Genomic DNA, 12721 nt, shown 5'->3' on the forward strand with positions numbered 1-12721 from the left:
TCAAAATCCATGAACAATCTCGGTCGCTGGCGCTTGGGCGCCATGGCAAGTGCCGTCGCATTACTGGGGAGCATGGCAAGTCTTGAGGCTCACGCTGTCGCGTTGGGCCGAATCACGGTTCAATCCGCTTTGGGCGAGTCACTTCGCGCAGAAATCGACGTTTCAGATCTTTCTGCAGAGGAAGCTTCCAGTTTGCGGGTGGGCGTTGCAAATGCCGACGCCTTCAGGGCTGCCGGACTTGAATACCCTTCAGCTGCAGCCGGTATGGACATCACGCTGCAGCGGCGTGCGAACGGCAAAACCTATTTGCGCCTGAGCAGCAACCGCGCTATCAACGACCCCTTCGTGGATCTGATTCTTGAAGCCAAGTCGTCTTCCGGGCGTATTACCCGCGACTACACCATGCTGTTTGATCCGCCTAATCTGCGCACCAACAGATTGACTGCGGCAATACCTGGAGACCCGGCATTTTCCCGGGCGCCAGTTGCCAGCGCCACAGCGCCCGCACGGGAAACTCCGCAGCCTTACTCGCCACCGTCGGCAACTCGTCCTGTCACAGCCGCCAGGGCACCGGTAGCCAGAGTTCGGCCTGCTGAAGAATTGCCTGCAGGTGTCAGGCAGGTCACGGTTCAATCCGGTGACAACGCCAGCCAGATTGCGGCTCAGAACAAACCTGATAACGTTTCACTCAACCAGATGCTGGTGGCCTTGCTCAGAAGCAATCCCAATGCCTTCGTTGGCGGAAATATCAACATCCTTAAATCTGGCGCCGTGCTGGATATACCCGATGCGCAGGCCGCCACGGCACTGAGCCCCAAAGACGCAACAAGAATACTGACGGCCCAAAGTGCGGACGTCAATAACTCTCGTCGAAAAATCGCCCAAGTCGCACCCGACGCACAGACCGACAATGCAGGTCGCCAAATCGGTAACAAAGTACAACCCAAGGTTGAAGACAGTGCACAAGCCAGCACGACACCCGACAAGCTGACGCTTTCCAAAGCAGAGGTTCAGGGCAAGTCTGCCAAAGATCTGGAGGCCAAGGACGCCGCAGGCCGTCTGACAGAGCTGTCCAAAAACATCACCGATTTGAGCCAGCTGGGCGTTAAACCGGCAGCCACGACCGGCACAGCCTCACCAGGCACTCCAGTACTTGCGCCCGGAGTCAGTTCGGCGACGGGAACGACAGCCACTGCGGCCGTACCGGCGCTACCTTCAGCCAGTGCAGCCGATTCATCAGCATCTCCAGCGAACGCAGCGCCTGCTCCTGCTCCTGCTGCCACGGCGTCCGAGTCCGCAGCCGCAGCCGCAGCCAGGGCGGTCACGGCACCCGCCATCATCAAGCCACCTGTGGTCGTAACGCCACCTCCGCCTGAATCAGGCCTGATGGACTTGATTCGCGACAACACGCTGATCCTGCTGGGTGCAGGGGGTGTGCTGGTATTGTTGGCAGGCCTGGGGTTTGCCCGCCATCGCAGAAACAAAAAAAGCGACAACGTTGACAGCTCATTCCTTGACAGCCGCATGCAGCCAGACTCGTTCTTTGGCGCCAGCGGCGGTCGGCTCATCGACACGCATGAAAACAATCCGAGCGGCTCTTCGCTCTCTTATTCGCCCAGCCAGCTTGACGCAGCGGGTGATGTAGACCCGGTAGCCGAAGCCGACGTGTACCTGGCCTATGGCCGTGACCAGCAGGCGGAAGAAATTCTCCGTGAGGCTTTGCGCACGCATCCTGGGCGACTGGCCATCCACACCAAACTGCTTGAGATTTATGCCAAGCGCCGCGACCACCAAGCTTTTCAAAGCGTTGCATTGTCGGCCTTCAAAGTCAGCAAAGGACAGGGTTCCGAATGGGCTTACATCACAGAGCTGGGCCGCGATCTGGATCCTGAAAATGTGACCTATCAACCCGATGTCGGGCCTTCAGACAGCATGCTTGAACACAGCTCGTCTGCGTTCATGCCTGTGAGTGGCAGCGCGCCGCTGGATGAAATAGGCTCGGCTGAAGGCCCAAAGGCCAAGGCGCTGGATATGGACCTTGATCTGGACCTGGATTTCTCACTGGATGATGCGCCCGCCACGGCAGGTGCTGCTGCCGCCACGCTGCCCGCCGAGAAGCCATCAGCATCCCTGAATCCGGCTGACATGAACTTTGACCTGAATCTGGATCCGCTTCCGGCAACCACCCAACCAGTGCCCACGCCTCCTGCCGTTTCCGCGTCGACAAAACCTGAACTTCCGGATCTTGAATTTTTCTCTGAAGGACTGGACTTCACACCAGAGCCGTTTGTGCCCCCCAAACCGTCCCTTACAAAGGCCGCACCCATCAGCCAGAGCGGCATGCTGGAGTTTGACCTCAACTCGCTCTCGCTTGATCTTGACCCCTCGACGCAATCGCCGTTGCTGCCCCTGAGCACGCCTGAAGAAGATCCGCTTGAAATCAAGTTTCTGCTGGCTGAAGAGTTCCGCATCCTGGGCGACGCCGATGGCGCGCGGTCATTGGCCGATGAAGTTGTGGCCAAAGCCACGGGGCCGCTGAAAGTCAAGGCGCAAGCCTTCCTGAATGCCCTGTGACCAGTACCGCTGACCAAAGCGCATTCACCCCGGAAAAACCTTCCGTGAGGATTGCGCTGGGCATCAGCTACAGCGGCAGCGCCTACGAAGGCTGGCAAAGCCAGCTTTCCGGCAAGACGGTCCAGGACAAGCTGGAGCTGGCTTTAAGCAAATTTTCTGTCCAGCCGGTGCGCGTGATGTGCGCTGGCCGTACCGACGCTGGCGTCCATGCACTGATGCAGGTGGTGCATTTTGATACGCCGCTGCAACGCGAAACAGCCTCCTGGGTGCGCGGCACTAATGCTTTTCTGCCTTCTGACATCGCCGTGCAATGGGCGCAGCCCGTGCCAGACACATTTCACTCGCGCGCCAGTGCGATTGCCAGGCGCTACGCCTACGTCGTGCTGGAATCACCGGTTCGCCCCAGCGTCGAAGCCGGGCGTGTCGGCTGGGTTTACCGCCCGCTTGATGGCGCGGCCATGCGCCAGGCTGCCCTATACCTGATGGGCGAGCACGACTTCAGCTCGTTTCGGGCTGCGCAATGCCAGGCCAAGTCGCCCGTCAAAACCATGAAACGCATTGATATTTCGCAGCGCGCTGGCGCCGGTTCACGCTATTGGCGCTTCGAGTTTGAAGCCAACGCTTTTTTGCACCACATGATCCGCAACATCATGGGCTGCCTGCTGGCCATTGGCCAAGGCAGTCACCCGCCCGAATGGCTGGCCGAAGTGGTCGAAGCCAGGCGCCGCGATGCCGCCGCCCCGACTTTCTCACCGGACGGTTTGTATTTTTTGGGGCCGGTTTACGAAGAGCGTCATGGTTTGCCCTCGCGCACGGCGTCTTATGATTGGCTGCCATGAAAACACCTGCGCCCACGCTATCCGCCCTGGAACAAACCGGGGGCGGTGAAGTCCCCCTGCCCTTGCCAGCTTTCGTGCGCACGCGCATCAAAATTTGTGGCCTGACCCGAGAAGAAGACGTAGATGCCGCCGTGGCTGCCGGGGCAGACGCCATCGGCTTTGTCATGTATGAACACAGCGCGCGCTACGTCACGCTGGACCGCGCTGCAGAACTGGCCCGTCGCCTGCCGCCGTTTGTGACGCCAGTACTGCTTTTCGTCAACGCGGCTGCTCCTGAAATAATAGCTGCTTGCGCCCGTATACCGTGCGCATTGCTGCAATTTCATGGTGATGAGACGCCTGAAGACTGCCTGCAGTGGGGTCGACCCTTCCTGCGTGCCGCCCGCATTCCCCTGGACGAAAACCTTGAAACCGGCGGTCTTCGGTTTGATCTCTTAAAATACGCCCAAGATTATTCAGCAGCCCAAGCCATCTTGCTCGACGCCCATGTCGAAGGATTCGGCGGAGGCGGAAAAACATTCAATTGGTCACTGCTTCCTCCAAGCGTCAACGCTCACCTCGTTTTGTCTGGTGGGTTGACGCCTGCAAACGTGATCGATGGTATTTTGCAAGTCAGGCCACGCTGCACCACGCTGGCCGTTGATGTGAGCTCAGGCGTCGAGATTTCCAAGGGAATCAAGAGCCTTGAGAAAATCAATCAATTCGTCGCCGCCGTTCGTGCGGCCGACGAGTCATTCAAAAACCTTTCGGGACAGCCCAGGCATGCTGAGCGCAGCCAATAGCGGCGCTGTCCCCAACTGAGCAAAGACCATGTACGACTATCAACAACCTGACCTCGCCGGCCATTTCGGCATTTACGGCGGCAGTTTCGTCTCTGAAACCCTGACCCACGCCATCAACGAGCTCAAAGCCGCCTACGCCAAGTACCAGCACGACCCGGAGTTCATTGCTGAATTCCACTACGAGCTGAAGCACTTCGTCGGTCGCCCCTCGCCCATTTACCACGCCGCGCGCATGAGCCGCGAGCAAGGTGGCGCACAGATTTACCTCAAGCGCGAAGACCTCAACCACACCGGCGCGCACAAGATCAACAACACCATCGGCCAGGCCATGCTGGCGCGCCGCATGGGCAAGCCGCGCATCATTGCCGAAACCGGCGCGGGCCAGCACGGCGTGGCCACCGCCACCATTTGCGCCCGCTACGGGTTGGAGTGCGTGGTGTACATGGGCAGCGAAGATGTCAAGCGCCAAAGCCCCAATGTGTATCGCATGAACCTGCTGGGCGCCACCGTGGTGCCCGTCGAGAGCGGCAGCAAGACCCTGAAAGATGCGCTGAACGAAGCCATGCGCGACTGGGTGGCCAATGTGGACAACACCTTCTACATCATCGGCACCGTGGCCGGCCCGCACCCTTATCCGATGATGGTGCGCGACTTCCAGAGCGTCATCGGCACCGAATGCTTGACGCAGATGCCCGAGATGAACCTTGGCAAACAGCCTGACGCGGTGGTGGCCTGCGTGGGCGGCGGCAGCAATGCCATGGGCATTTTTCATCCCTATATTTCGCATGAAGCCACCCGTTTGATTGGCGTCGAAGCCGCTGGCGAAGGCATGGACAGCGGCAAGCATTCAGCCTCCTTGCAGCGCGGCCTTCCCGGCGTGCTGCACGGCAACCGCACCTACGTCCTGCAAAATGAAGACGGCCAGGTCACCGAAACGCACAGCATCAGCGCCGGGCTGGATTACCCCGGCGTCGGCCCTGAGCATGCGTTTTTGAAAGATATCGGCCGCGCCGAATATGTCGGTATCACCGACACCGAAGCGCTGGAAGCCTTTCACTACCTGTGCCGCACCGAAGGCATCATTCCGGCGCTCGAATCAGCCCATGCCGTCGCCTATGCCATGAAGCTGGCCAAAACCATGCGCAGCGACCAAAGCATTTTGGTCAACCTCTCGGGCCGGGGCGACAAAGACATCGGCACCGTGGCTGACCTGTCGGGCGCTGATTTCTATGACCGGCCTTCCATGCGCGGCCTGTCCGTCAAAGGCGGCGTCGTCACGTCACCCGATGCGTTCGACGCCAGCGGTGCCAAAGGCGCAGGGAGCCAGTCATGAGCCGTATTGCAACCACTTTCTCGCGCCTTAAAACCGAGGGCCGCAAGGCCTTGATTCCCTACGTCACCGCAGGCTTTCCGTTTGCCAATGTCACGCCCGAACTGATGCACGCCATGGTGGCCGGTGGCGCCGACGTGATTGAGCTGGGCGTGCCTTTTTCTGACCCCAGTGCCGACGGCCCGGTGATCCAGAAAGCCGGCGAAAAAGCGCTTGGCTTTGGCGTTGGCCTGGTTCAGGTGCTGGACATGGTGCGCACCTTTCGCACAACCGACAGCACCACGCCCGTCGTGCTGATGGGTTACGCCAATCCGGTCGAGCGCTACGACATCAAGCACGGCGCAGGCGAAGCCGAAAGCGCGTTCATCCGCGACGCCGCCGCCGCCGGGGTCGATGGCATGCTGATCGTTGACTATCCGCCTGAAGAATGCGCCCTGTTTGCCGCCCGCCTGAAGGCGCACAACATGGACCTGATCTTTTTGCTCGCCCCCACCAGCACCGACGCGCGCATGGCGCAGGTGGCCGAGGTGGCCAGCGGTTATGTCTATTACGTCTCGCTCAAGGGCGTAACCGGCGCCGGCACGCTCGATGTGGATGCGGTCGCGGCCATGCTGCCGCGCATTCGCCAGCATGTCAGCGTGCCCGTGGGGGTGGGTTTTGGCATTCGTGACGCCGCCACGGCCAAAGCCATCGGCCAGGTAGCCGACGCCGTGGTGATTGGCAGCAAGATCATCCAGCTGATTGAAAACCAGCCGCGTGACCAGGTGGCCGCCGTGGCGCATGACTTCCTGAAAGAAATCCGGACGGCGCTGGACTGACTTTTGCCCGTTCACCCCGGCGCATAATGGCGCTTTTCGCCCGGTCAGCCAGTCCTTCTGGCGCCCGGCGCGTCTCTCTGATGTTTAACGTTTGACGATGCTTGAGGCCGCCCTTTGCTGAAAAATGCAGCGGCAGTCGCAAGCCAACAAGGAAACGACACCATGTCCTGGCTAGAAAAACTCCTTCCGCCCAAAATCAGCCCCACCAACCCGACCGAGCGCCGCACCATGCCGGAAGGCTTGTGGATCAAGTGCCCCAGCTGCGAAGCCGTGCTGTACAAGACCGATCTGGAAAAAAACCAGAACGTCTGCCCGCAGTGCAGCCACCACCACCGCATTGGCGCGCGTGACCGGCTGAATGCCTTTCTCGACGCCGAAGGCCGCTACGAAATTGGCCAGGAAGTGCTGCCCGTCGATGCGCTGAAGTTCAAGGACAGCCGCAAGTACCCCGAGCGGCTCAAGGAAGCCATGGAAAACACCGGCGAAACCGATGCGCTGGTGGTCATGGGCGGCGCACTGCACAGCATTGGCGTCGTCGTGGCCTGCTTTGAATTCGACTTCATGGGCGGCAGCATGGGCAGCGTCGTCGGCGAGCGTTTTGTGCGCGGCGTTCACACCGCCATCGAGCAAAAAGTACCGTTTATCTGCTTCACCGCCACCGGCGGCGCACGCATGCAGGAAGGCTTGCTCAGCCTGATGCAGATGGCAAAAACCAACGCATCGCTGACCCGACTGGCCAAAAAAGGCCTGCCGTACATCAGCGTGCTGACCGACCCGACCATGGGCGGCGTCAGCGCCGGTTTTGCCTTTATGGGCGACATCGTGATTGCCGAGCCAAAAGCCCTGATCGGGTTCGCCGGCCCGCGCGTCATTGAATCGACCGTGCGCGTAACGTTGCCACCCGGCTTTCAGCGCGCCGAATTCCTGCAAACCAAAGGCGCGATCGACTTCATCTGCGACCGCCGGGAATTGCGCAAGACCGTCGCCAACTCACTGGCGATGCTGCTCAAGCAGCCGGCAGATGCAGTGAGCTGAGGTTTTTCACAGCGTATCAAACGGGCTCAGCACCCCGCGCCCGCCTTTGTTCAACACATGGGTGTAAATCATGGTCGTGCTGACATCGCTGTGGCCCAGCAACTCCTGTACCGTCCGGATGTCGTAGCCCGCCTGCAGCATGTGCGTGGCAAACGAATGGCGCAGCACATGCGGCGTGATGATCTTGGCCGATCCGCTGGTTGCCCCAGTTTGCGCTCCGCCTGAATCCATCGCGGACGTGACGCCCACACCCATGCGCCGCGCGCCTTCGCGCACTGCCCGCTGTACCGACTCGGGAAACACATGGTGACGCCTTTCCACGCCATCACTTCGCGGATCAACGGCCCGCGAGGCTGCCGGAAAGACATATTGCCAGCCCCACGCCTTGCCGGCATTGGGGTATTTGACGGCCAGCGCATGCGGCAAATACACCTCGCCAAACCCGGCTTCCAGATCGCGCTCGTGGATGAGTTTGGCGCGCTGCAATTGCGCCTGCAGCGGAACGATCAGGTTTTCGGGCAAGACGGTGATCCGGTCTTTGTTTCCTTTGCCTTCGCGAATAATGATTTCCCGACGCTCAAACTCCACATCCTTGACCCGCAGCCGCAGCGCTTCGAGCAAACGCATGCCGGTGCCATAAAGCAAACTGGCAATCAGCCACATCGGCCCATTGAGCTGCATCAGCAGGTCGCGCACTTCACGCGTCGTCAGCACGACCGGTAAACGTTTGGGTGTTTTGGCCTGAACCACCTCATCCAGCCAAGGTAAATCAATGCCGAGTAGTTGTTTGTACAGATAAAGCAGCGCCGCCTTGGCCTGATTTTGCGTGGATGCCGATACATTGCGCTCGACGGCAAGATAACTCAAAAATGCCTCAACTTCAGCAGCGCCCATGTCGCACGGATGGCGTTTGCCATGAAACAGAATAAAGCGCCGTGCCCAGTCAATATAGGTCTGCTCTGTGCGAATGCTGTAGTGCCGGGTGCGCAGGTGAATGCGCAGTTGCTCCAGAAGTTTTGGAGGCCGTGAAGGTGTAGATTCCAGTGATGGCGCGGATGACCGTGAAGGCATGTTCATCCGTTAAATTTTAGGTTTGCCTAAATGGTTTTGCAACCTGCTAACCCGTTGAAAATAAAAAGAAAGTTCTGAATTTTTGTTGTATTAGATTGTAAGTACGGGTAGGATTCAGTTGTCCAATATACGTTAGGTTTGCAGAAATTCCCTATGCCAAAGTTCACGTCCAAGGTGCTGCTGGCGCACGCCCTGCCTGTGCTTCCAGCTATGCTTTGTGTAGCGCTGGCGCTTTCGCGCTTTTCGCTTCCGGGTTGCGCCAAGCGTGTCGGTTCAAACACCAAGGTTCTAACCCGGCATTGCAGTGGATCGGCTTCGCAACCACTGAATTTCAACGTTAGCGATCCAACCGGCCGCGCCCGGACTCCGAGCCGAAGAAACTTATGTGGCAGGCGCTGGAGCGCTGGAGTATCGTTGCAGTGCGTGCCACACATGACCGGTAAGCCATTGGTGCCTTTGAGGCCCGTACGTTAGCGTGGTCGGGTTGCGTCTTCGACACTGGTGAGGCGCATGGCAGGCCTCTGGCTTGCCATGACCATCCCGTTTAAGAGACTGAGCATTCGAGACGTTTATCCCGCGTGGCATGCATTGCTTGAACCCTTGACACAAAGGAGTGCGCCATGCCCAGGACTGTCGGCAAATCAGCTCAGGCCTTATCGGCCTGCCAAGCCAAGCCCATCCCGATACGCAAGCGAGCCAAGGCGGCAAGCTTGAGCATCGCCTACCCCAACGCTTGCGGCATTGACATCGGTGCCACCAGCCATTTTGTAGCCGTGCCTGCCGAGCGCGACGACGAGCCGGTGCGCGAATTTGCAGCCTTCACCGCCGATCTTGAGCGTCTGGTGCAGTGGCTGCGCAGGTGCCACATCACGGCCGTGGCCATGGAGTCGACCGGGGTGTACTGGATACCGCTGTACGAGATGCTCGACGCGGCCGGCTTTGAAGTGCATCTGGTCAACGCCCGTCACGTCAGGACCGTGCCTGGGCGCAAGAGCGATGTGCTGGACTGTCAGTGGCTGCAGCAACTGATGAGTTATGGCCTGCTGCGCGGCGGCTTTCGACCTGCCGAGGAGGTCTGCGCGCTGCGCGCCGTCTGGCGTCACCGCGACATGCTGCTGTCCTACCAGGCCCGCCATGTCCAGCATCTGCAAAAGGCCATGACACAGATGAATGTGCAGTTGCACCACGTCATCTCCGACATCATGGGCGTGACCGGCCAGGCCATCATTCGCGCCATCGTGGCGGGCGAGCGCGATGCTGCCACGCTGGCCCGGCTGCGGGACCGGCGCATCAAGGCGAACGAGGTCGAGGTCGCTCAAGCACTGCAGGGCCACTGGCGCGACGAGCATTTGTTTGCCCTCAAGCAGGCCTTGGCCTTGATCGATACGTACGCGGTGCAAATCGCCCAGTGCGATGACAAGCTGCAGCAATTGCTGAGCAACCTCAAGGGCCACGAGTTGCCCGAGGATGGCTTGGGCGCACCCAAGCGCGGCACCCCGGCCAAAAACGCGGTCGGCTTTGACGCACGAACTTCTCTGTTTGAAGCCAGCGGCGTTGATTTGACGCGCATACCAGGAATTGACACCAGCACGGCATTGAAAGTCATCAGCGAGATTGGCGTTGATCTGGCGCGCTTTCCCAGCGTCAAGCACTTTACCTCCTGGCTGGGCTTGTGCCCGGGCACGAAGATCTCCGGGGGCAAGGTGCTTTCAAGTGCCACCAAGCCCTGTGCCAACCGCGCCGCCCAGGCCTTGCGCATGGCCGCGCAGGCGCTGCGCAAAAGCCAAACCGCGCTGGGTGCGCATCACCGTCGGCTGTGCTCGCGCATGGACAAAGCCAAAGCCATCACCGCCAGCGCGCACAAGCTGGCCCGGCTGGTGTATTTCATGCTGACCAAAGGACAGGCCTTTGTCGAGACCGGGCAGGATGAGTACGAGGAACGGTATCGCCAGCGGGTGGTGCAAAATCTGGCCAAGCGAGCCCGTGCAATGGGCTTCGAACTCAAACCCAAGGAGCTACGGCCTGCATGACTTTAGACTTCAAAAATCCAGGGCAGGCTGGGGAAGTTTCTTAAGAGAAGCTCTACTCACCTCCGATGTCGCCGTCCGCCATATCAATCCTCAAAGCGCTCGAGAAATCAGGAGATTTGTCGCTCGAAGAAATCACGGCCTTAATCCCAAAAAAATATGGCGATCATCGGGATTTCTACGTATTCGCCAGTCTTGCCACGCAGGGCTTTGTGGACGATGGCATGCAACCTGATCTAAGAGATTCGGATTCGCCGAAACCAGAACCAAAGGAGCAGCTTTTGTCTTGGAAGTACTTCGCAATGAGTTCTGCTGAAAAAACTGCTACCTACCGCGGGCGAAGCTGGTCAATACATGGTGGAAACGAAACATTGAAGGGCCAACGGTTTTCATTGTCAGGCAAGGGAAATCTCTACTTGTCCGAGGCCAAAACAAAGCGATTCGACCGCGCATTTGCCATTGGCTCTGGCATCCTCATTGGAATCATCGTTGCTCTCGCCGCCGTCCTCATCGAACGCTATGTAAAGGGTGTCTAACCTGGCATTGCAGTGGATCGGCTGCGCCGCCCACTGAATTTCGACGTTAGCCAATGCATCGAACAATCCTCAACTACAACAAACCACTTCTTCACCAAGCCGTTCTTGGCTTTTGGTGGCGCGTCGTCGGCTTTCGCTTTCTTGTGGCGCTTGCACTGGTCGCCACTGGGCTCACCGTGTCCATTCGCGGAGGCGACACATCATGGTTCGTAGGTGTGCTGGGGAGCGTGCTCGTTCTCGGCATCTGCTTCGCTGTGGGGCTGTATGTTGTTCACTATCGCAACGCTATGCATAAGCTGAGGGCTATGGGCAGCCCTCAAGCCACTCTTGAAGCTTCCGAAAATTCTTTATCACTATCTTCTAGTGCTGGTACTGCGTCGCTCCCATGGTCTGCCGTTACCGAGGTGTGGCAGTTCAAGACTTGCTGGCTACTTGTGCTTTCCAAGTCCCAATTCGTCACTTTGCCGCTGGCGAGCTTGCCGCCGGAGTTCGCGGCATTCTTGCTCGCCCGGGTACAAGCCGCAGGAGGCAAAGTTGGCTAACAATTCATTCGAGGCGGACGGCTTCGCCGCCGCTCAATTCAAGCCGTTAGGTTTGCAAAATCATCCATGCCAGAATTCATACGCCAAAGTGCCGCTGACGAACGCTCTGCCTGCGCTTACAGCTATTTTTTTAATAGTAAATTCCTTATCGTTTCCTACCGCGCTGCTGCGCCAGACGCGCCCGTCCTGGCCACAGTTTTCTGACCTGCAAAGCGCATCCTGAAAAATGAAGTTCACGCCAGCGTCATGCGATCCACGCGGTACGCGCAGCGCAAGTCCTCGCCGCAAATCAGCATTCGCCGCATGCGCCGAAAAAGAGATCATGGGATGATGTCAGGCTACCAATTTGAAGCCTCACACCATGTCTGAAATCCTGACATTGAATTCTCTCCCGCTCTTTCCTTTGGGCACCGTGCTGTACCCCGGCGGCTATTTGCCGCTGCAGATTTTTGAGGTGCGCTACCTCGACATGATTGGCAAATGCCACAAGACCGGCGCGCCGTTTGGCGTGGTGTCGCTGACCGAAGGCTCGGAAGTGCGCAAACCGGCCAGCGCCACGGCCAAAGATGCCAAGCCAAACGGTGATGCTTTTGCCAATGAAGCCTTCAACACCGTCGGCACACTGGCCACGATCAGCCACTTTTCAGTGCCGCAGCCCGGCCTGATGGTGTTGCAGTGCCACGGCATTCACCGTTTTGAGATTACCCGGCGCGAAAAACTCAAGCACGGCTTGTGGATCGCTGACGTGACCCGGCTTGAAGACGACATGCCCGTCAGCATTCCGCCTGATCTGCAAAAAACTGCTGATGCGCTAGACCAGCTGATCAAAGGGCTGCGGCAAAGTGACACGCCGCCTGAAAAAATGCCCGTGCTGCCGCCCTACCGCCTGGACGACTGCGGCTGGGTCGCCAACCGCTGGTGCGAGTTGCTGCCGATGCCGCTGGACCTCAAGCAGCGCCTGATGGAGCTCGACAACCCGCTGGTTCGGCTGGAACTGGTCTGCGACATTCTGGAACGCACCGGCATTTCCCTCTGATGGCGCGGGCAAGCGGCCTTTGATGCGGGCAAAGATGGCTCTCAAGCGGCGCGGCCTGAAAAACGCATCCTTAAAAACTTAAAATCATTGATTCGGCGTTTTCAGCGGCGCCTTGAGCAGCCTGGCGCTTG

12 protein-coding genes are annotated in these 12721 nt (G+C 59.0%); 10 read left to right on the plus strand and 2 right to left on the minus strand.

The window, feature by feature from the left end; genetic code table 11:
• Positions 1–9: 9 nt before the first annotated feature.
• The 6 genes from RCH06_RS01110 to accD all read left to right on the plus strand — a co-directional run bounded on the left by RCH06_RS01110 (position 10) and on the right by accD (position 7378).
• Positions 10–2574: a FimV/HubP family polar landmark protein gene (locus tag RCH06_RS01110; RefSeq protein WP_327079583.1), complete on the plus strand. Its 2565-nt coding sequence runs from the start codon at positions 10–12 to the stop codon at positions 2572–2574.
• Between the two features lie 44 nt (positions 2575–2618).
• Positions 2619–3413: a tRNA pseudouridine(38-40) synthase TruA gene (truA, locus tag RCH06_RS01115; RefSeq protein WP_327079584.1), complete on the plus strand. Its 795-nt coding sequence runs from the start codon at positions 2619–2621 to the stop codon at positions 3411–3413.
• Entirely contained in the window at positions 3410–4195 is a 786-nt protein-coding gene (locus RCH06_RS01120) for a phosphoribosylanthranilate isomerase (RefSeq protein ID WP_327079585.1), read from the plus strand. Before truA ends, RCH06_RS01120 begins: the two co-directional genes overlap by 4 nt.
• Before the next feature lie 28 nt (positions 4196–4223).
• Positions 4224–5528, plus strand: a complete 1305-nt coding sequence (gene trpB, locus RCH06_RS01125) for a tryptophan synthase subunit beta (protein ID WP_327079586.1) — start codon at positions 4224–4226, stop codon at positions 5526–5528.
• The gene (trpA, locus tag RCH06_RS01130; protein ID WP_327079587.1) at positions 5525–6343 is read left to right on the plus strand and encodes a tryptophan synthase subunit alpha; all 819 of its coding nucleotides are present in this window, start codon (positions 5525–5527) and stop codon (positions 6341–6343) included. Before trpB ends, trpA begins: the two co-directional genes overlap by 4 nt.
• 162 nt (positions 6344–6505) lie before the next feature.
• Positions 6506–7378, plus strand: coding sequence for an acetyl-CoA carboxylase, carboxyltransferase subunit beta (accD, locus tag RCH06_RS01135; RefSeq protein ID WP_327079588.1), 873 nt, complete (start codon positions 6506–6508; stop codon positions 7376–7378).
• Positions 7379–7384: 6 nt separating this feature from the next.
• Here the strand turns inward: accD and RCH06_RS01140 are convergent, their stop codons facing one another.
• A complete protein-coding gene (locus RCH06_RS01140) occupies positions 7385–8449 on the minus strand; it encodes an integron integrase (RefSeq protein WP_442799575.1) in 1065 nt (354 codons plus the stop codon).
• Positions 8450–9126: 677 nt separating this feature from the next.
• Between RCH06_RS01140 and RCH06_RS01145 the strand changes: the two genes are divergently transcribed.
• The 3 genes from RCH06_RS01145 (at position 9127) to RCH06_RS01155 (ending at position 11554) form a co-directional block, all read left to right on the plus strand.
• On the plus strand, positions 9127–10479 hold the full coding sequence (locus RCH06_RS01145) for an IS110 family transposase (protein WP_442799576.1): 1353 nt from the start codon (positions 9127–9129) through the stop codon (positions 10477–10479).
• A 65-nt stretch (positions 10480–10544) separates the two neighbouring features.
• A complete protein-coding gene (locus RCH06_RS01150) occupies positions 10545–11012 on the plus strand; it encodes a hypothetical protein (protein ID WP_327079591.1) in 468 nt (155 codons plus the stop codon).
• Between the two features lie 53 nt (positions 11013–11065).
• Positions 11066–11554 carry a YcxB family protein gene (locus RCH06_RS01155; RefSeq protein WP_327079592.1) on the plus strand — a complete coding sequence of 163 codons (489 nt, stop codon included), beginning with the start codon at positions 11066–11068 and terminating at the stop codon, positions 11552–11554.
• Between the two features lie 60 nt (positions 11555–11614).
• Here RCH06_RS01155 and RCH06_RS01160 read toward each other — a convergent pair whose 3' ends face one another.
• A complete protein-coding gene (locus RCH06_RS01160) occupies positions 11615–11878 on the minus strand; it encodes a hypothetical protein (RefSeq protein ID WP_327079593.1) in 264 nt (87 codons plus the stop codon).
• Between the two features lie 37 nt (positions 11879–11915).
• Between RCH06_RS01160 and RCH06_RS01165 the strand changes: the two genes are divergently transcribed.
• Positions 11916–12590, plus strand: a complete 675-nt coding sequence (locus RCH06_RS01165) for an LON peptidase substrate-binding domain-containing protein (protein WP_327079594.1) — start codon at positions 11916–11918, stop codon at positions 12588–12590.
• Positions 12591–12721 lie beyond the last annotated feature (131 nt).

Source organism: Polaromonas sp. CG_9.5, from assembly GCF_035984465.1.
In the GTDB taxonomy this organism is placed as follows: domain Bacteria; phylum Pseudomonadota; class Gammaproteobacteria; order Burkholderiales; family Burkholderiaceae_C; genus Polaromonas.

What these genes read in the sequence shown, in the direction of transcription:
- RCH06_RS01110 (WP_327079583.1), top strand. Translation starts at nt 10, where the DNA reads ATGAACAATCTCGGTCGCTGGCGCTTGGGCGCCATGGCAAGTGCCGTC.
- RCH06_RS01120 (WP_327079585.1), top strand. Translation starts at nt 3,410, where the DNA reads ATGAAAACACCTGCGCCCACGCTATCCGCCCTGGAACAAACCGGGGGC.
- trpB (WP_327079586.1), top strand. Translation starts at nt 4,224, where the DNA reads ATGTACGACTATCAACAACCTGACCTCGCCGGCCATTTCGGCATTTAC.
- trpA (WP_327079587.1), top strand. Translation starts at nt 5,525, where the DNA reads ATGAGCCGTATTGCAACCACTTTCTCGCGCCTTAAAACCGAGGGCCGC.
- accD (WP_327079588.1), top strand. Translation starts at nt 6,506, where the DNA reads ATGTCCTGGCTAGAAAAACTCCTTCCGCCCAAAATCAGCCCCACCAAC.
- RCH06_RS01140 (WP_442799575.1), bottom strand. Translation starts at nt 8,449, where the DNA reads ATGCCTTCACGGTCATCCGCGCCATCACTGGAATCTACACCTTCACGG.
- RCH06_RS01150 (WP_327079591.1), top strand. Translation starts at nt 10,545, where the DNA reads ATGTCGCCGTCCGCCATATCAATCCTCAAAGCGCTCGAGAAATCAGGA.
- RCH06_RS01155 (WP_327079592.1), top strand. Translation starts at nt 11,066, where the DNA reads ATGCATCGAACAATCCTCAACTACAACAAACCACTTCTTCACCAAGCC.
- RCH06_RS01160 (WP_327079593.1), bottom strand. Translation starts at nt 11,878, where the DNA reads ATGATCTCTTTTTCGGCGCATGCGGCGAATGCTGATTTGCGGCGAGGA.
- RCH06_RS01165 (WP_327079594.1), top strand. Translation starts at nt 11,916, where the DNA reads ATGTCTGAAATCCTGACATTGAATTCTCTCCCGCTCTTTCCTTTGGGC.